This is a genomic window from Brevundimonas nasdae, assembly GCF_019395145.1.
In the GTDB taxonomy this organism is placed as follows: Bacteria; Pseudomonadota; Alphaproteobacteria; order Caulobacterales; family Caulobacteraceae; genus Brevundimonas; species Brevundimonas nasdae.
In genome coordinates this window covers 2,974,158-2,992,473 of the sequence record NZ_CP080034.1, presented here as the reverse complement: position 1 = coordinate 2,992,473, position 18,316 = coordinate 2,974,158, and the positions used below count along the sequence as shown (strand labels likewise).

14 protein-coding genes are annotated in these 18,316 nt (G+C 65.8%); 8 read left to right on the top strand and 6 right to left on the bottom strand.

What is annotated here, in order from left to right; translation table 11 throughout:
* Window positions 1-63 precede the first annotated feature (63 nt).
* From KWG56_RS14600 to KWG56_RS14580, 5 genes are all read right to left on the bottom strand, one after another.
* Window positions 64-2,907: a M16 family metallopeptidase gene (locus tag KWG56_RS14600; RefSeq protein ID WP_219352686.1), complete on the bottom strand. Its 2,844-nt coding sequence runs from the start codon at window positions 2,905-2,907 to the stop codon at window positions 64-66.
* Between the two features lie 281 nt (window positions 2,908-3,188).
* Complete coding sequence (gene lpdA / locus KWG56_RS14595) at window positions 3,189-4,598, bottom strand: dihydrolipoyl dehydrogenase (protein ID WP_219352685.1); 1,410 nt, start codon at window positions 4,596-4,598, stop codon at window positions 3,189-3,191.
* A 170-nt stretch (window positions 4,599-4,768) separates the two neighbouring features.
* Window positions 4,769-6,421: a 2-oxo acid dehydrogenase subunit E2 gene (locus tag KWG56_RS14590; RefSeq protein WP_219352684.1), complete on the bottom strand. Its 1,653-nt coding sequence runs from the start codon at window positions 6,419-6,421 to the stop codon at window positions 4,769-4,771.
* A 1-nt stretch (window position 6,422) separates the two neighbouring features.
* Window positions 6,423-7,562: an alpha-ketoacid dehydrogenase subunit beta gene (locus tag KWG56_RS14585; protein WP_219352683.1), complete on the bottom strand. Its 1,140-nt coding sequence runs from the start codon at window positions 7,560-7,562 to the stop codon at window positions 6,423-6,425.
* 2 nt (window positions 7,563-7,564) lie between these two features.
* A complete protein-coding gene (locus KWG56_RS14580) occupies window positions 7,565-8,812 on the bottom strand; it encodes a thiamine pyrophosphate-dependent enzyme (RefSeq protein ID WP_244999530.1) in 1,248 nt (415 codons plus the stop codon).
* A 149-nt stretch (window positions 8,813-8,961) separates the two neighbouring features.
* Between KWG56_RS14580 and KWG56_RS14575 the strand changes: the two genes are divergently transcribed.
* From KWG56_RS14575 to KWG56_RS14550, 6 genes are all read left to right on the top strand, one after another.
* Window positions 8,962-9,450: an Lrp/AsnC family transcriptional regulator gene (locus KWG56_RS14575; protein ID WP_201098638.1), complete on the top strand. Its 489-nt coding sequence runs from the start codon at window positions 8,962-8,964 to the stop codon at window positions 9,448-9,450.
* A gap of 42 nt (window positions 9,451-9,492) precedes the next feature.
* Window positions 9,493-10,401: a pirin family protein gene (locus KWG56_RS14570; protein WP_219352681.1), complete on the top strand. Its 909-nt coding sequence runs from the start codon at window positions 9,493-9,495 to the stop codon at window positions 10,399-10,401.
* A 67-nt stretch (window positions 10,402-10,468) separates the two neighbouring features.
* Entirely contained in the window at window positions 10,469-11,434 is a 966-nt protein-coding gene (locus tag KWG56_RS14565; protein WP_219352680.1) for a WD40 repeat domain-containing protein, read from the top strand.
* Window positions 11,435-11,473: 39 nt separating this feature from the next.
* Entirely contained in the window at window positions 11,474-12,166 is a 693-nt protein-coding gene (gene mtgA / locus KWG56_RS14560; protein WP_219352679.1) for a monofunctional biosynthetic peptidoglycan transglycosylase, read from the top strand.
* Window positions 12,167-12,231: 65 nt separating this feature from the next.
* On the top strand, window positions 12,232-14,124 hold the full coding sequence (locus KWG56_RS14555) for a M2 family metallopeptidase (RefSeq protein ID WP_219352678.1): 1,893 nt from the start codon (window positions 12,232-12,234) through the stop codon (window positions 14,122-14,124).
* A 96-nt stretch (window positions 14,125-14,220) separates the two neighbouring features.
* Window positions 14,221-16,134: a pilus assembly protein TadG-related protein gene (locus KWG56_RS14550; protein WP_219352677.1), complete on the top strand. Its 1,914-nt coding sequence runs from the start codon at window positions 14,221-14,223 to the stop codon at window positions 16,132-16,134.
* Between the two features lie 6 nt (window positions 16,135-16,140).
* Here the strand turns inward: KWG56_RS14550 and KWG56_RS14545 are convergent, their stop codons facing one another.
* The gene (locus KWG56_RS14545) at window positions 16,141-17,112 is read right to left on the bottom strand and encodes an isopenicillin N synthase family dioxygenase (RefSeq protein WP_201098649.1); all 972 of its coding nucleotides are present in this window, start codon (window positions 17,110-17,112) and stop codon (window positions 16,141-16,143) included.
* Window positions 17,113-17,296: 184 nt separating this feature from the next.
* On the opposite strand from KWG56_RS14545, the gene KWG56_RS14540 reads away from it, so the two are divergent.
* Together KWG56_RS14540 and KWG56_RS14535 are read left to right on the top strand one after the other, a co-directional pair.
* Window positions 17,297-17,971: a YiaD family glycine zipper/OmpA-like lipoprotein gene (locus tag KWG56_RS14540; protein WP_201098651.1), complete on the top strand. Its 675-nt coding sequence runs from the start codon at window positions 17,297-17,299 to the stop codon at window positions 17,969-17,971.
* A gap of 175 nt (window positions 17,972-18,146) precedes the next feature.
* Window positions 18,147-18,305: a hypothetical protein gene (locus KWG56_RS14535; protein WP_219352676.1), complete on the top strand. Its 159-nt coding sequence runs from the start codon at window positions 18,147-18,149 to the stop codon at window positions 18,303-18,305.
* Window positions 18,306-18,316: the final 11 nt, after the last annotated feature.

Genomic DNA, 18,316 nt, shown 5'->3' with positions numbered 1-18,316 from the left:
GGGAATACGAAAAAGGCCCGGAGAGCGATCTCCGGGCCTTCGTCGTTCTGGCTGTGAACGGCCTTATTGCGTCGCTGCGGCCCGCACCTCGACCGGGATGCCCAGGGCGTCCAGTTGAGGCTTGACCACCGAGGCGTCGCCCACGACCACCCAGACGAAGCGCGACGGATCGATCGCGGCCTTGGCGGCGGCGTCCAGCTGGGCCGTCGTCAGGGCGTTGGTGCGCGCCGCCACCGTTTCCGGATAGTTGTCCGGGCGGCCCAGCAGGTCGTTGGAGCGCAGGGCGCTCAGGACCGCGCCGGAGGTCTCATAGCTGCCCGCCAGACGACGCGTATTGCCGTTGATCGTGCGCTGCAGTTCGTCTGGCGTGACACCCTTGCCACCCTTCAGGAAGTCGTTGAACTGGGTGTTCAGCGCGGCGATGGCCGGGCCGGTCTGATCGGCCTGAACCGGGGCGGTGACCAGGTAGGGCACGCGATTGCGGAAACCGGCGACCGAGGCGTTGACCCCATACGACCAGCCCTTGGTCTCGCGCAGGTCCGAGTTGATGCGGGACAGGAAGTCGTTGCCCAGCACATTGTTGGCCGCGTTCAGGACCAGCAGGTCGTCGGTGCCCGACGCCGCAAGAACCTCGCCGCCCAGGATGTAGGACTGGGGCGACTGCGGACGGTCGATCAGCACGATACGCGCCGTGGTCGCCGGGATCGGGGCCGAGAAGTCCTTGACCGGCTTGGCCGATGCGGGCGGGACCCACTGGCCCAGCTGGGCGTTCAGGACCGGCAGGATCTCCGCCAGAGGCTTGTCCGAAACCACGAAGATCTTGGCGCTGTCCGGGCGGATCCACTTGGCGTATTCAGCGCGGATGTCGGCCTCGGTGATCGAGCGGATGCTGGCCTCGTCGCCATTGCCGCTGAACGGACGGCCATAGGGGCTGGCCGCGCCATAGATCAGTTCAGGCAGGGCGCGGTTGGCCAGGGCGGCGGGCTGGGTGCGTTCCGCCGCGATCTGGGCCAGACGGGTGGCGCGCAGGCGCTCCAGCTCCGCCGGGGCCAGGGCCGGGCGGCGGATCACATCGGCCAGCAGGGCGACCGAGGCGTCCAGGTTGGGCGACAGGGCGTCCAGGGAGATCACCGAACGGTCCATGCTGGCGCCGGTCGAGATGCGGGCGCCCAGGGCTTCCTGGGCCTCGGCCAGCTGGGTGGCGTTCAGGGTGCGGGTGCCCTCGTCCATCAGGTCCAGCATCAGGCTTTGCAGGCCCAGCTTGGAGGGGGTGTCGGCGGCCAGACCCGCATCGAACTCCACGGCGATCTTGGTCGTCGGCACGGCGGCGCGCTGGGCGTAGATCACCTCCGTGCCGTTCACCAGTTCGGCGCGCTGTACGGCGGGGAAGTCGATGTTGGCGACCTGGCCGATTTCAGGCTTGGCCATGCGCGCCACCCGCTCGATGGGCGGGGCGGGCGTGTGGTTGGCGCCCGACGGCGCCGCGGCGGCCTCGACATAGGCTTCACGCTCGCCCGGCAGGGTCACGGCGGTGAAGGACGGACGCGTCAGCCATTTCTGCAGCGCGGCCTGGACCTGGGCCGGGGTGACCGAGGCGTAGGCCGCCAGGGTCTTCTTGTAGAACTCTGGATCGCCTGCGTAGAGCTGACCTTCGGCCAGGGCGACAGCCTTGCCGCCGAAGCCGCCGACCTGCTCCAGGCCCTTGATGCGGGCCGCGACATACTGGGTCGCGACGCGGTTGATCTCGTCCTGGGTCGGGCCATTGGCGATCAGGCCGTTCAGGATGCCCAGGATGCGCTGTTCGACGGCGGCGGGGTCTTCGCCCGGCTTCACATCGGCCTGGATGTCGAAGATGCTGACGCGCTGGAAGTCCGACACGCTGGAGCTGACCGCAACGGCGGTCTGGTCGCCGCGCACCAGTTCGTTGTCCAGACGCGAGCTGGCCAGGCCGCCCAGAACCGATGCGCCTACGCTCAGCGGCACCAGATCGGGGTCGGTCAGGCCGGGCACGGCCCAGCTGATGTTGATGCGGGTGTTGGACACCCGGTCATGCATGGTCTGGCGCACCGGCGCGGGCAGGGTCGGCACGGCGGCCTGGGCCGGATTGTTGACCGGACCCGCAGGAATGGGGCCGAAATACTTCTGCGTCAGCTCGCGCGCCTTTTCAGGCGTGATGTCGCCCGCCAGCACCAGGATCGAGTTGTTGGGGCCGTAGTTGGAGCGGAACCAGTCGCGCACCGTCTGCATCGAGGCGGCGTCCAGATCGGCCATCGAACCGATGGTCGAGTGGCGATAGGGATGGCCTTCGGGGAAGAGGGCTTCCAGCTGGGCGTATTCGAACAGGCCATAGGGCTGGTTGTCGCCCTGGCGTTTCTCGTTCTGGACGACGCCGCGCTGCAGATCGAGCGTCTCCTGGCTGATGGCGCCCAGCATGTAGCCCATGCGGTCGCTTTCCAGGAACAGGGCCTGTTCCAGCGCCGGGGTGGGGACGGTCTCGAAATAGTTGGTGCGGTCGAACCAGGTCGTGCCGTTCATGTCCGTCGCGCCCATGTTGCGCATCGGGGTGAAATAGCTGCCGGGCGCATTCTCGGAGCCGCCGAACATCAGGTGCTCGAACAGGTGGGCGAAGCCGGTCTTGCCGGCCGGTTCGTCCTTGGAGCCGACGTTGTACCAGACCGACACCGCCACCACCGGGGCCTTGTGATCCTCATGCACCAGAACGGTCAGGCCGTTGGGCAGGGTGAACTTGGTGTAGGGGATGTCCACTTCGCGGACCAGTTCCGACACCGGCGCGGCGCGCAGGGCGGGCGCGGCGGCTTGGGCGGATGCGGTCGGAGGCGTCAGGGCCAGAACCGGAGTGGCCACGGCCGTCAGGGCGGCGATGGCGACGAGAGGGGCGAAACGCATGGGCGTCTCCTAAAATTTCAGGTGACACCGACCTTAGCGACCCCTGTTCCTTAGGCAACGTGCCGTAATGAACATGAACAAAGGTTCATCTTCGTGATGTGTCGGCAGAGGCGACGTGCGCAAAACTGGTCACGACAAGCCAAGGCCGCGCAGGCGACTGACGTGGGCGGACAGATCGTTTTGATCCAGTCGACATCAAGCTGGGCTTTGATCTTGATCGACGGGCGTTGAAACTCGACTTCAACGCCCGTGCGGAAAATCTGGTCTTAGGTCAGCCGCGGCTAGATGTGGATCGCGTGGCCCAGGGCGCGCAGGGACGCCTCATGGAAGGCTTCACCCAGGGTCGGATGAACGTGGATCACGCCCGCCACATCCTCCAGCACCGCACCCATCTCCAGCATCTGGGCGAAGCTGTTGGACAGTTCCGACACATGCTGGCCCACCGCCTGGATGCCCAGGATTCGGTGATCGGCCTTGGACGCGATGACCCGCACGAAGCCGCCGTCCTCGCCCGCCTCGATGGCCAGGGCGCGGCCGATGGCGGCGAAGGGGAAGACGGCCTGGATCACGTCGTCGCGGCCCTCGACGTCCTGCGGTCCCACGCCTGCGGAGACGATCTCCGGCTCGGTGAAACAGACGGCGGCGATGGTGACGGGATCGAAGATTCGGTCATGACCCGCAATGATCTCGGCGACGACCTCGCCCTGGGCCGAGCCCTTGTGCGCCAGCATGGGTTCGCCGGTCAGGTCGCCGACGGCCCAGACGTTCTTCATGGAGGTGGCGCAGCGCTGGTCGATCTTCACGAACGGCCCGGCCATGGCCACGCCCATATTCTCCAGACCCCAGCCCTGGGTGCGGGGCTTGCGGCCTACGGTGACCAGAACCTTGTCGGCGTCCAACTGCAGCGGCGCGCCGTCCCTGGTGGTGACGTTCAGCTTGCCCCCTCCCTGCTCAGAAGGGCCGAAGCCGCCCGCGCGGGCGCCCAGATGCAGTTCGACGCCGTGGGTGGCCAGCCATTTGGCGACGGGATCGGTCAGGGCCTTGTCATAGAGGGGCAGCAGGCGGTCGGCCATTTCGACGATGGCCACCTCGGCGCCCAGTTTGCGGAAGGCGATGCCCAGCTCCAGCCCGATATAGCCGCCGCCGACCACGACCAGCTTCTTGGGAACCTCGGACAGGCTGAGCGCCTCGGTGGAGGAGATGACGTCGCCGCCGAAGGGCAGGAAGGGCAGTTCGACCGGCTCGGACCCCGTCGCCAGGATGACGTGTTCGGCGGTGATCTTCACCTCGCCGTCGTCGGTTGTGACCACGCAGGTCTTGGCGTCTTCGAAGTTCGCCCAGCCCTTGATCACCTTGACCTTGGCCTTCTTCAGCAGGGCCGCGACCCCATTGTTCAGCTTACGGACGATGCCGTCCTTCCACTCGACCGTCTGCTTCAGGTCGATGGCGGGCGCCGCCGCCGTGATGCCCAGCGTCCCGCCGCTGGCCGCCTTGGCCACCGTTTCGAACTTGCCCGCCGCATGGATGATGGCCTTGGAGGGGATGCAGCCGACGTTCAGACAGGTGCCGCCCAGCCCGTCTCCGCCATCCACCAGCACGGTCTCCAGCCCGAGCTGGCCGCAGCGGATGCCCGCGACATAGCCGCCGGTGCCCGCGCCGATGATCAGGACTTTGGTTTTGATCTGCTGCATCGTTCGTTCCGTTTGTCTCCCTCTCCCGGCGGGAGAGGGCTTGAGCGCACGGCGGCTTCAGCCGTCGTTCTGGCGCGAAAGGGTGAGGGGGCGGTGTCTGATCGTTTAGACCGAACCCTCATCCGTCTCGCTGCGCGAGCCACCTTCTCCCAGCGGGAGAAGGAAGCGGTTCACCCCATCCACAAGGTCGCCGGGTTCTCCAGCAGACCCTTGATCCGTTGCACGAAGACCGCCGCGTCGTGGCCGTCGACGATGCGGTGGTCGAAACTGGAGGACAGGTTCATCATCTTGCGCACGACCATCTGGCCGTCCTTGACCATGACCCGTTCGGCGATCTTGTTGGGGCCGATGATGGCGACCTCGGGGTGATTGATGATCGGGGTGTGGACCACCCCGCCCAACGTGCCCAGCGAGGTGATGGTGATGGTCGAGCCGCTCAACTCCTCACGCTTGGCCGAGCCGTCCTTGGCCGCGCCGGAAACGCGGGCGATCTCGAGAGCGGTGGCGTAGGGGTCGAGCGCCTCGGCGTGGCGGACCACCGGCACCATCAGCCCGTTCGGCGTCTGGGCGGCGATGCCCAGATGCACGGCGGCGTGTTGGGTCAGGACGCCCGCCTCGTCGTCATAGGTGGCGTTGATCTGCGGCTGGTCGCGCAGGGCCACCACGATGGCGCGGGCGATGAAGGGCAGGAGGTTCAGCTTGGGCTGGTCCTTGGCCCTGGTGGTGTTCAAATGGGCGCGAAGCTCCTCCAGCGCCGTGACGTCGATCTCTTCCACATAGGTGATGTGGGGGATGCGGCGCACGCTTTCGGCCATCTTCTCCGCGATCTTGCGGCGCAGGCCGATGATGCGGACCTCGGTCGTTCCTTCCGCCTTGGCGTAGGCGGAGCTGCCTGCTGCGGGGGCGGAGGCGGGGACCGAGCCGCCGCGCGCGATGAAGCCGTCCAGATCCTCGTGGGTGATTCGTCCCGCAGGACCGGATCCCGGCACGAAGGTCAGATCGACGCCCAGATCACGCGCGCGGTTGCGCACGGCGGGCGAGGCGGACGGGCGTTCGCCCGGCGCACGGCCGGTCAGGGCGGGGACGGGCTTTGCGGACTGAGCCGTTGCAGCAGGCGCGCTCTTGACGACCGGCGCCGGGACGGGCGCATCGGCCTTGGGCGCGGCGGCGGGGATGCTCGCGGGCGCAGCGGAGACATTGCCCTTGCCCTCGACATTGAACGACACCAGCGGGCCGCCGACCGGCACCTGCTGACCCGCTTCGCCGTGCAGGACCACGACGATTCCAGCGACGGGCGAGGTGATCTCCACCGTGGCCTTGTCGGTCATGATGTCGGCGATGATCTGGTCTTCCTCGACCGCGTCGCCGACCTTGACGTGCCAGCCGACCAGTTCGGCCTCGGCGGTGCCTTCGCCGACGTCGGGCAGTTTGAAGACATAGTTGCCGCCAGCCGCCTCGACGACAGGCGCGGGCGCGGCAGTCGCTGCCTTGGATGCAGGCTGGGATGCAGGCTTGGGCGCGGCTTCTGCGGCGGGTTTTGGCGCAGGGGCTTTTGCGGGCGCGTCGGCGGCGTTGCCCGCACCCTCGACCTCGAACTCGACCAAGGGGCCGCGCACAGGGATCATCTGGCCGGGTTCGCCGTGGACGGCGACGACCTTGCCCGAGACGGGGGCGGTGATCTCCACCGTGGCCTTGTCGGTCATGACATCGGCGACGATCTGGTCTTCCTCGACCTGGTCGCCGACTTTGACGTGCCAGCCGACCAGTTCGGCCTCGGCGGTGCCTTCGCCCACGTCGGGCAGTTTGAAGACGAAACGACCCATCTTAACGACCCTTCCCTAAAGCTTGGCCAGTCATGACGCTCTTCAAGGCGTCTGAAACCCGTTGCGGTCCGGGGAAATATTCCCACTCGAAGGCGTGGGGGTAGGGGGTGTCCCAGCCGGTCACGCGCGCGATGGGCGCCTCCAGATGATAGAAGCAGCGCTCCTGAACCAGGGCCGAGAGTTCGCCGCCGAAGCCCGAGGTTTTCGGCGCCTCATGCACGATGACGCAGCGGCCGGTCTTCCTGACGCTGGCCTCGATGGTCTCGATGTCCAGCGGAACCAGGGTGCGCAGGTCGATAACCTCGGCGTCCACGCCGGCGTGGTCAGCGCCCGCCAGGGCCACCCAGACCATGGTGCCATAGGCCAGGATGGTCACGTCATTGCCTTCGCGCATCACGCGGGCCTTGCCGATCGGTTCGACGTATTTGCCGGTCGGAACCTGGGCCAGATCCTGCGCCTTCCACGGGCTGACCGGCTTCTCGTGCCAGCCGTCGAAGGGGCCGTTGTACAGGCGTTTCGGCTCGAAGAAGATCACCGGATCATCGTCCTCGATGGCGGCGATCAGCAGGCCCTTGGCGTCATAGGGGTTGGACGGAATGACGACCTTCAGGCCCGCAATATGGGTGAACAGGCTTTCCGGCGACTGGCTGTGGGTCTGGCCGCCGAAGATGCCGCCGCCGTAGGGGCTGCGGATCGTGATGGGCGAGGTGAACTGACCGCCCGAGCGGTAGCGCATCTTGGCCGCCTCGGAGACGATCTGGTCATAGGCCGGATAGATGTAGTCGGCGAACTGGATCTCCACGACCGGGCGCAGGCCATAGGCGCCCATGCCGATGGCGGCGGCGACGATGCCGCATTCGCTGATCGGAGCGTCGAAGCTGCGGGTCAGGCCGTGCTTCTGCTGCAGCTTGTCGGTGACGCGGAAGACGCCGCCGAAATAGCCCGCGTCCTCACCGAACGACAGGACGTTCTCGTCCTCGCTCATCTTGACGTCGATGGCCGAGTTCAGGGCCTGGATCATGTTCATCGGCACGACGCCGGAACCGCTCGCCTGCGAGGCGGGCGCCGCGTTCTGGTCGACCATGTCGGGTTCGACGCCGTCGTTGCGGTCGGCTTCCGTGAAGGTGGTTTGCTCGCTCATGATCAGACCCCGACTTCGCGACGTTGTTCAACCAGGCGCCAGTCCTCGGTCGCATAGACCTCTTCGAACATGGTCTTCACGCTGGGGCGCGACTGGCCCAGGGTGCCGATGGCCTCGGATTCCTTGCCCGCGGCGCGAACCTGTTCGACGGCGTCCTTCAGGGCTTGGGCGTGTTGCGCGTCGTCCCATTCGCCGATGACGGTCAGGTGCTGGCGCAGACGATCCAGCGGATCGCCCAGCGGCCATTTCTCGTGCTCGTCGCCGGGGCGGTAGCGGCTGGGGTCGTCGGAGGTCGAATGCGGGGCGCCGCGATAGGTGAACAGCTCGATCACCGTCGCGCCCTGGTTGGTGCGCGCACGCTCCTCGGCCCACTGGGTCGCGGCCCAGACCGCCAGGAAGTCATTGCCGTCCACGCGCAGGGCCGGCAGGCCGTAACCGATGGCCTTTGAGGCGAAGGTGGTCTCAAGACCGCCGGCGATGCCCATGAAGGACGAAATGGCCCACTGGTTGTTGACCACGTTCAGGATGACCGGGGCGCGATAGACCGAGGCGAAGGTCAGGGCGTTGTGGAAGTCGCCTTCCGCCGTCGCCCCGTCGCCGATCCAGCTGATGGCGATCTTGTCGTCGCCCTTGTAGGCGCTCGCCATGGCCCAGCCGACCGCCTGCGGCACCTGGGTGCCCAGATTGCCGCTGATGGTGAAGAAGCCGTACTCCTTGGACGAATACATGATCGGCAGCTGGCGACCTTTGATCGGGTCCGCCGCGTTCGAATAGATCTGGTTCATCATCTCAACCAGCGGATAGCCGCGCGCGATCAGAAGCCCCTGCTGGCGATAGGTGGGGAAGCCCATGTCCTCGCGGCTGAGCACCATGCCCTGAGCCACGGCGATGGCCTCTTCGCCGGTGCACTTCATATAGAAGCTGGTCTTGCCCTGGCGGTGGGCGCGGTGCATCCGGTCGTCGAAGGCGCGCGTCAGGATCATGGCCTTGAGGCCGCGACGCAGCGTCTCAGGGTCCAGGCGCGGGTTCCACGGACCGACGGCGTGACCCTCGTCGTCCAGCACCCGAATCAGGCGGAAGGCCAGATCGCGCATTTCATAGGCCGTCGCGCCGACTTCAGGCCGTTCGACGGCGCCTGCAGCATCAAATTGCAGGTGGCTGAAATCCGGCGTGTCACCCGGTCGGCCAGAGGGTTCCGGCACGCGTAATGACAAGGCGTGACTGTTCTTTTTCATGATTTTATCGTTCATGCGGGCGTCCAAGTCCGTTCGGGGGTCCGTCCGTGTTTCCTCTGGACGTTTGATATCACGGCGCCTAAGCAGGTGCTCGCTCAATTTGACCTTGCTAAATCCCGATTTCGGGTATTTTATTTCGCCATAACCACAATCGGAGAAACGCATTGGCGGACGAACTCGATCCCATCGACGCCCGTATCCTGGATATCCTTCAACAAGACGCCGGGTTGTCGGTCGCGGAAGTCGCGGATCGCGTCGGCCTTTCGGCCTCGCCCTGTTGGCGCCGGATCAAACGGCTGGAAGATTCCGGCCTGATCACCAAGCGTGTCACGCTTCTTAATGCACAGCTTCTGGGGTTGGATTTCGAGGTTTACGCCATCGTCAAGCTGTCGCTGCCCTCGGCCGAGAACCTCGATCTGTTCGAGGCCGCCGTCGCCAAGTGGCCGGAAGTGGTCCAGTGCGCCACCATCACGGGGCGCGAGGACTATGTGCTGCGCATCATCACCTCGGACATGCACGCCTTCGACCGTTTCCTGCGCGAGAAACTGCTGGCCCTGGGCATCGTCTCGGACTGCGAAAGCCATATCGTGACCCGCGGCGTGAAGAATGTGACCGCCTTGCCACTTGGCATTGTGACGCCTCACGTCGGATAAACTCGTTCAGGCGGCGGATTTTCGCCCGAGGACGAGAAGACCATGATCGAACTGGTGATCGACGCGCGTCGCAAGGACCTTGGCGGGTTCGAGGTCGGCCGCGTCCTGCCCTTCCATTCGCACCGGATGGTGGGGCCTTTCATCTTTCTGGACCAGATGGGCCCGGCCGAGTTCGCGCCGGGCGCCGACGCCATCAATGTGCGGCCGCATCCGCACATCGGCCTGTCGACCCTGACCTATCTGTTCGAGGGTGAGATCATGCACCACGACAACCTCGGCTATAATCAGGTTATCCGCCCCGGCGAGGTCAACTGGATGACGGCCGGCAAGGGCATCGTCCATTCTGAACGCACCGACCCGCTGAAACGCAGCCTGGGCGGCAGGATGCACGGGATGCAGGCCTGGGTCGCCCTGCCGGAAGAGGCCGAGGAGATCGACCCGTCCTTCCATCACCTGGGCGAGGACGCCCAGCCCGCCTATGAGAACGGCGGCCTGTTCGCGCGTCTGGTGGCGGGCGAAGCTTACGGCGCCCGGGCCAGCGCGCCGGTGTCGTCGCCGCTCTTCTATGTGCACTGGGAGCTTCAGCCCGGCGTGCGCACCACCCCGCCCGCCGGTGCAGGCGCGGGAGGCATGAGCGAGCGGGCGCTGTTTGTCGCCAAGGGCTCGATCGAGGTCGGCGACCGCACCTTCCACGAAGGCCAGATGATCGTGCTGGAGCCGACGGCGGAACCGACGATCACGGCGATCACCGCCGCCACGGTGATGGTGCTGGGCGGCGAACCCGTGGGCCAGCGCCTGATCTGGTGGAATTTCGTCGCCTCCAGCCAGGCGCGAATCGACCAGGCCAAGGCCGACTGGAAGGCCGGACGCATGGCGCTGCCCAGCGAAGACGACCTGGAGTTCATTCCCCTTCCAGAAGAACCCGCGCCACGGCCGACAGATCCGGTCTGAAGACAGGGCCGTGCGTCGCGCATCGGCTTCCTATATGCAGGCGCCTTCAACCGGATGACGCCCCTTCATGACTTTCGATTTCGACGCCCAGGTCACCGCAGCCCTGTTTGACAACACCGGCGCCGTCTTCGCCCTGGGCGATGGTTCGGTGCGGTTCGAGGATCGCACGCGGGTCGAGGCGCACGACGGCGCCATCCTCTGCGCGGTGGTCCATCCGTCCAACGAAGGCGTGGTCACGGGCGGCGACGACGGCAAGGTGGTCTGGACGCGTCGCGACGAGGATGCGGTGGTTCTGGCCACCGCCAAGGGCCAGTGGATCGACGCCATCGACGCCTCGCCCGCCTCGGGCCTGATCGCCTTCTCCTATGGCCGCACCCTGTCGGTCATTGATCCCAAGGATATCGGCTTCCGCCGCGATTACGCGCATGAACGCACCGTCTCGGGCGTGGCCTTCGAGCCGAAGGGCCGTCGCATCGCCACCTCGACCTATGGCGGCGCCGCCCTGTGGTACGCCCGGATCGAAAAGCAGCAGCCGGTCAAGCTGGCCTGGGCCGGGTCGCACACCGGCGTGGCCTTCTCGCCCGACGGCGCATTCGTCGTCACCACCATGCAGGACAACCAGCTGCACGGCTGGCGGCTGAAGGATTCCAAGAGCCTGCGCATGGGCGGCTATCCCGGCAAGGTCCGGTCCATGGCCTTCCTGGCCAATGGTCAGCTGATGGCCACCTCGGGCGCGCAGGGCGTGGTGCTGTGGCCCTTCATCGGCTCGAACGGCCCGATGGGGCGCGAGGCGACAGAGATCGGCTATGACGACACGACCCTGGTCAATCTGGTGTCGGCGCGGCCTGAGCACGGGCTGATGGCGGCCGGTCTGGCCGACGGCCGCGTCTGGGTCGCCCATCCGGCGGCGCAGGGCCTGAATTTCATCAAGGCCGAGAAGGGGGCGTCCATCGTCGCTCTGACGCTGAGCCCTGCCGCCGACAAGGTGGCCTGGGCCGACGAGGACGGCGCCGCCGGCGTCCTGATCCTCTAGGCTGCTTGCGTCCCGCCCAAGCTTGACCAGAATATCGCGATGACCAAGTCCAAGAAACCCCGCAAGCGCCGGTTCTGGCTGACGCTGATCCTGGTTCTGGCGCTGTTTCCGTTTGTCGGCGTGGCCCTGTTCGCCATTGTCCCGCCGACGCCCACCATTCTGATGCTGCGTCAGGTCGTGCGGGGCGAGGGCCTGGACTACCAGTGGCGCGGGCTGAACGACATATCGCCGAATCTGGTCAACGCCGTCATCGCCTCTGAGGACGCGCGGTTCTGCAGCCACAACGGCTTCGACATGGACGCCATCCAGAAGGCGCTGGACCACAATGCTGACGGCGGGCGTATGCGGGGCGGTTCGACCATCAGCCAGCAGACGGCCAAGAACGTCTTCCTGTGGCCGTCGCGCGACTGGGTCAGGAAGGGGCTGGAGGCGGGCTACACCGTCCTGATCGAGACCTTCTGGGGCAAGCGCCGGATCATGGAGGTCTATCTGAACGTGGTCGAATGGGCGCCGGGCGTCTATGGCGCCCAGGCCGCGTCGCAGCACTGGTTCAACAAGAACGCCCGTGATCTGACCCCGCGCGAGGCGGCGCGTCTGGCCGCCATCCTGCCTGCGCCGCGCCGGTATCAGGCGGCCGATCCCGGTCCTTATGTCCGCCGCAGGGGCGCCCGCGTCCAGGCGGCCATGGGCACGGTGCGGGGACAGGGGCTCAGCGCCTGCGTTCTGCGCTGAAGCCGCAGCGCTTGACGGCGTGATGGTCGTCGCCTCTCCTGCACGGGCTGTTCAGGAGATCCATCATGAAGCGTCAGTTGATGACCGCCGCTGCAGTCTGCGTGCTTGCCATCACCGCAGGCTGCGCCTCGACGTCGGCCCATAATCCCGAAGCGGCCTCGACCCAGGGGCAGGGCCAGGGGCAGATCCAGGCCGGTTCCGGGCTGAAGGCGGACTATCCGGCCACCACCGCAGGCGCGAACGCCTTCATCGCCGACGCCGAGGCCCGCTGGGCCGAGATCACCGAATACGCCGCGCGCGTGCAGTGGTCGCGGGCGACGAACATCACCTTCGACACCATGTGGCTGGAATCCAAGGTCAACGCCGAGGTGACCGAGCTTCAGGTGCAGCTGGCCAATCAGGCGGCCAAGTTCAACACGGTGACGGTCGCCCCGGACGTGCGCCGCAAGCTGGATCTGCTGCGTCTTGGCCTTGTCCTGCCCGCGCCCAACCGGCCGGGCGCGGCCGACGAACTGGCCCAGATCACCACCCGTCTGGACTCGGCCTATTCGACCGGCAAGTTCGACTACAAGGGTCGCCAGATCACGCTGGACGAGGCGTCGCTGATCCTGGCGGACAGCCGCGACCCGCAGGAGACCAAGGCGCTTTACGAGGGCTGGCGCACGATCTCACCGGCCATGAAGGTCGATTATGCGCGCATGGTGGAAATCGCCAATGAAGGCTCGCGCGAGCTGGGCTTCGCCGACACCGGCGCCCTGTGGCGCTCGGGCTATGACATGCCCGCCGATGATTTCGCCGCCGAGACGGACCGGCTGTGGGCCCAGGTGAAGCCCTTCTACGAGAACCTGCACTGCTATGTCCGCGCGCGGCTGAACGCCAGATACGGCGATGCGGTCCAGCCGGATCACGGCCCGATCCGCGCTGACCTGCTGGGCAATATGTGGTCCCAGCAGTGGGGCAATATCTACGACATCGTCGCCCCGGCGACGGGCGGCGCGTCCAGCTATGACCTGACCGACCTGCTGGTGAAGGCGGGCTATGACCCGACCAGGATGGTGCGCACCGGCGAGGGTTTCTACACCTCTCTGGGCCTGGCGCCCCTGCCGCAGACCTTCTGGGAGCGCAGCCAGATCGTGCGTCCACGCGACCGCGAGGTGGTCTGCCACGCCTCGGCCTGGGACTTGGACAACGCCGACGACATCCGCATCAAGATGTGCACCAACGTCAACGCCGACGACTTCTATACGGTGCACCACGAACTGGGGCACAACTATTATCAGCGGGCCTACAAGGACCAGCCGATGCTGTTCCGCAATGGCGCCAACGACGGCTTCCACGAGGCCATCGGCGACTTCATCGGCCTGTCGGCCCTGACGCCGACCTATCTGCACCAGATCGGGCTGCTGGATCAGGTGCCGGGCGAGGACGAGGACATTCCCTTCCTGCTGAAGATGGCGCTGGACAAGATCGCCTTCCTGCCCTTCGGCCTGATGGTGGACCGCTGGCGCTGGGACGTGTTCTCGGGCGAGACGACGCCGGTCCAGTACAACGCCGCCTGGACCGCTGACATGCTGAAATATCAGGGGCTGGTCCCGCCCGGCGCACGCCCGGCTGACGCCTTTGATCCCGGGGCGAAATACCATGTGCCCGGCAACACGCCCTACACCCGCTACTTCCTGGCGCACATTTATCAGTTCCAGTTCCAGCGCGCGGCCTGCCGCCAGGCGGGATGGACCGGGCCTCTGCACCGCTGCTCCACCTATGGAAACACGGCGGTCGGCGCCCGTTTCAACGCCATGCTGGAAATGGGTCAGTCCCGCCCCTGGCAGGAGGCGATGAAGGCCTTCACCGGCGACGAAGGCAATGACGCCTCGGCCATCGCCGACTATTTCGCCCCTTTGAACACTTGGCTGACCCAACAGAACCAGGGTCGCAGATGCGGATGGTCTGAAGCTTAATCGCGGTTAACCCTGAGGTTTGGGCCTTCCCTTAACCGGCGGGCGCCATGGTGACGACCAGCGGGCGAGTTTGCGTCCGGTCGCGGAAGCACGATCTTGGCGTCTCAACGGCTGAACATCGGGGCATGGCCCAAACTGACCCGCTTCCTGGCGCGGCTGGGCGCCGATCAGCGCGGCAATGTCGCCATGATGTTCGGCCTCAGTCTGCCGGTGCTGTTGATGCTGGTCTTCGGCGGCATCGACATCAACCGCGTCTCGACCGCGAAAGCCAATCTGCAGGATGCGCTGGACGCCGCCACCCTGGCCGCGGCGCGCTCGCCCTACACCTCCGATCAGACCAAGGAGCTGAACGCCGTGGGCCTGACGGCGCTGAAGGCGAACCTGCGGGCTACAGACGGCGTGAGCTTCAATGACAGCGACATCAGCTTTACGGTCGACGCCAATCAGGTCGTGAAGGGGGCGGCGAAGATCCAGGTCAAGACCCTGGTCGCCAACATCATCCTGCCCCCCTATGGCAAGCTGCTGGACGACACGCTTCCGGTCGCCTCGTCTTCGGACGTGCAGCGCTCGTCCAAGAACATCGAAGTCGCCCTGGTGCTCGATGTCACCGGCTCGATGAACAACGGCAAGATCGAATCCCTGAAGAGCGCCGCCAATCAACTGGTGGATATCGTGGTTCAGGATGTCCAGACGCCCTATTACACCAAGATGTCCCTGGTCCCCTATTCGATGGGCGTGAACCTGGGCGGTTACGCCAATAATGCGCGTGGCGTGCCGACCGCGACGGCCAATGTCACCAATATCGCCTGGTCGACGGGAAACATCGCCTCGATCAGCGCCGTGACCAAGGCCAATCCCGCCGTGCTCACCACCACAGCCGCTCATGGATTCGTCAACGGCGATCGGGTGGCGATCTGGAACGCCAGCGGCATGACGCAGTTGAACGGCGTCGCCTTCACAGTGACCAACGTCAACGCCAGCGCCAGGACGTTCCAGCTGATCGGCGGTAACGGCGCTGTTATCGACAGTCGGAATTACAGCACCTTCACCGGCAGCGCGTCAAAACCCGCCTATGTCGCAAAATGTCTGCGGACGGATTGCAAGCCCAAGGTGACCGCCAGCAATCATGGCCTGCTGACACGAAACGGCACTGTGGTGTTCGAAGGCGTCCAGGGCATGGACTATCTGAACACACGCCCCCTTACGGTGTCGGAAGTGAACACCAATGACTTCATCGTCGATGTCGTGGGCGGACAGACCTATACGCGCGGCGGCACGACGGCCTGTGGTGAGAACGGCTGCGCCTGGCGGGTCTTCACCAGTGCATCCGGTTCATTGCGTGCGCTGAAGAACAGCGATTGCGTCAGTGAACGGGCGGGCAATCAGGCCTATACGGATGCGTCTCCGTCTTCGGCCCGCCTCGGCTTCAACTATCCCGCCGACAATCTGAACAATGGGCTGAATCCCTGCCTCAATGCGCCGCTGCGCCCGCTGTCCAGCGACAAGCCGGGGCTCAAGTCCGCGATCAACGCCCTGACGATCGGCGGATCGACGGCTGGCCATATCGGGGCGGCCTGGGGCTGGTACACCGTGTCGCCCAACTTCAACTCGCTCTGGCCTTCGAACGGCGCCGGGCCGTACCGCGACATGAATGTGCTGAAGTCGGTGATCCTGATGACGGACGGCGAGTTCAATACCCCCTATTCGAACGGCGTCATTTCCTCGGACGCCGGCACCGGCTCGGGATCGACACCGGATCACATCAACCAGAACGCCCCCAACGGCAGCTCCACCAGTCAGGCGTTGAAACTGTGCACGGCCATGAAGGCCCAGGGGATCACGGTCTACACCGTGGGCTTCCAGGTCGGCACGACCGGGGCGGCGGCGGATCTGATGAAGAACTGCGCGACCAGCCCGGACTACGCCTATCTGCCGACGTCCAGCACTGACCTGAGCGAAGCCTTCAAGGCCATCGGCCGCGATATCACCCGCCTGCGCATCACGCGCTGATCCGCCTCAGAGGAGGCGGATTTCGCGCAGACGTTCGGTCAGATAGTCCTCGGCCAGGATGGTCTTGCCTGCATAGCGGTCGGGATTGTCCGGCGTGACGGCGCTGGGCAGGGTCTCGATCGGGAAGTCCGGGTTGAAGTGCAGGAAAAAGGGCGTCGAATAGCGGGCGAACCCGCGACGTTCCGGCGCCGGATTGACCACCCGGTGCGTGGTCGACGGCAGGACGTGGTTGGTCAGGCGCTGCAGCATGTCGCCGATATTGACGACCAGGGCGCCGGGCGGCGGGGCGATGTCCAGCCAGCTGCCGTCCTTTTCCTTCAGCTGAAGACCGGCTTCTTCGGCGCCCAGCAGCAGGGTGATGACATTGATGTCCTCATGGGCGCCGGCGCGGACGCCAGGGGCGTCGGCGGGAACCGGCGGATAGTGCAGCATGCGCAGCACGCTGTTGCCCATCTCGACCTTGTCTTCGAAATAGTCGTCGCCCAGCTCCAGATACCGGGCGATGGCGCGCAGGATCTTGCGGCCCAAAGCGTCCAGGTCCTCGAACATGCCGTACAGATGGGGTTGGAAGCCCTCGACCTCGGTCGGCCACAGGTTGTCACGCATGTATTTGCGATAGGGGTGGTCGGCAGGCAGTTCGCGGCCGACGTGCCAGAACTCCTTCAGGTCCACGGTCGCGGCGCCCTTGGCGGCTTCGACGCCGAAGGGGGTCAGGCCGCGCGCCCCGCCGGTTCCCGGCTGGTGGTACTGGCGTTTCACGTCTTCGGGCAGGGCGAAGAAGGCCTTGGCGTCATTGATGGCGGCGTCGATCCGTTGCTGGTCCAGACCGTGATCGGCGATCACCGCAAAGCCGTAGCGGGTGAAGGAGGCGCCCAGGGCGTCGCTGAAGGCCTGAAAATCGGCGTCATAGCCGGTCATCGACACGGGCTTGATGGCGCGGTCGTCGGTCGACGGGGTTTCGGTCGGGGTCGCGCTCATCGGCGTCGTCCTCACTGTAGCTGTGTGCGGCGGTTCCCATACGCCTAATCCGCAACCTTGTCAGTTCATGGGCGCGCACCGTGACGATGAACCATGGTCGTCCTTGTTCACCTAAGGTACAGCTTGGAACCTCCACAGTAAGCGTGCGTTTCCGCGCCAGACCGCCAATCGGAAGGACCAATCCATGCGCGCCAAGATTATCGTCGTCGGTGTCTCCATCGCCGCCCTGCTGGGCGCCGCCGCCTGCACCACGACCGATCCGTACAGCTCCACCCCGACACGCAACAACACCGGCACGGGCGTCCTCGCCGGCGCGCTGGGCGGTGCGGTGCTCGGCTATCTGACCAACACCTCGAACGGCGAGCAGGGCCGCAAGAACGCCCTCATCGGCGCGGGCATCGGCGCTCTGGGCGGCGCAGCCGTCGGCCAGTACATGGACCGCCAGCAGCGCGCCATGGAGGCCCAGCTGTCCGGTTCGGGCGTCGGCGTCGCGCGTCAGGGCGACAACCTGGTCCTGCGCATGCCGTCGGACGTGACCTTCGCCACCAACCAGTCCTCGATCGACCCGCGCTTCCTGCCGGTGCTCGATGACGTGGCGCGGGTTCTGCAGGAATATGACCGCTCGACCATCGACATCATCGGCCACACCGATTCGTCGGGCGGCGACGCCATCAACCAGCCCCTGTCCGAGCGCCGCGCCAGCAGCGTGGCTTCGGAGCTGGTGCGTCGCGGCGTGATCGCGCAACGCCTCTATGTGGCAGGCAACAGCTCGCGCAATCCGGTCGCAACGAACGCGACGCCGGAAGGCAAGGCGCAGAACCGCCGCGTCGAAATCCTGATCCGTCCGTTCACCGGCTGATTACGGACGAAAAACTGTTGCGAAGGAGGGCGAGGCCGCAGGTCTTGCCCTTTTCTTTTGCCTGGAGGGGCTGGCGGCCAGTCACCGACTTGCACCTCTCGCCCAACTCAGTTCAGCTTGAACAGGTTTGGGCAGGTTCAGCGGGGCTGACGTGACGCCACAGGGGCGTGAGATCTTGGACGGGGTGAAACTGGCGGTGATCGCCATCATGTGCGCCCTGTTCACCGCGACGCTGGTCATCGGCATCGGCGGCGCTGTGCTCCGCTCCGACAAAACTCCACGCGCTTCAACGACGGTGGAACAACAGCCATCCATGACGGCTGAGCTGTATTAGGCAATCTGACA

What these genes read in the sequence shown, in the direction of transcription:
- KWG56_RS14600 (WP_219352686.1), bottom strand. Translation starts at nt 2,907, where the DNA reads ATGCGTTTCGCCCCTCTCGTCGCCATCGCCGCCCTGACGGCCGTGGCC.
- lpdA (WP_219352685.1), bottom strand. Translation starts at nt 4,598, where the DNA reads ATGCAGCAGATCAAAACCAAAGTCCTGATCATCGGCGCGGGCACCGGC.
- mtgA (WP_219352679.1), top strand. Translation starts at nt 11,474, where the DNA reads ATGACCAAGTCCAAGAAACCCCGCAAGCGCCGGTTCTGGCTGACGCTG.
- KWG56_RS14565 (WP_219352680.1), top strand. Translation starts at nt 10,469, where the DNA reads ATGACTTTCGATTTCGACGCCCAGGTCACCGCAGCCCTGTTTGACAAC.
- KWG56_RS14590 (WP_219352684.1), bottom strand. Translation starts at nt 6,421, where the DNA reads ATGGGTCGTTTCGTCTTCAAACTGCCCGACGTGGGCGAAGGCACCGCC.
- KWG56_RS14555 (WP_219352678.1), top strand. Translation starts at nt 12,232, where the DNA reads ATGAAGCGTCAGTTGATGACCGCCGCTGCAGTCTGCGTGCTTGCCATC.
- KWG56_RS14545 (WP_201098649.1), bottom strand. Translation starts at nt 17,112, where the DNA reads ATGAGCGCGACCCCGACCGAAACCCCGTCGACCGACGACCGCGCCATC.
- KWG56_RS14570 (WP_219352681.1), top strand. Translation starts at nt 9,493, where the DNA reads ATGATCGAACTGGTGATCGACGCGCGTCGCAAGGACCTTGGCGGGTTC.
- KWG56_RS14580 (WP_244999530.1), bottom strand. Translation starts at nt 8,812, where the DNA reads ATGAACGATAAAATCATGAAAAAGAACAGTCACGCCTTGTCATTACGC.
- KWG56_RS14540 (WP_201098651.1), top strand. Translation starts at nt 17,297, where the DNA reads ATGCGCGCCAAGATTATCGTCGTCGGTGTCTCCATCGCCGCCCTGCTG.
- KWG56_RS14585 (WP_219352683.1), bottom strand. Translation starts at nt 7,562, where the DNA reads ATGAGCGAGCAAACCACCTTCACGGAAGCCGACCGCAACGACGGCGTC.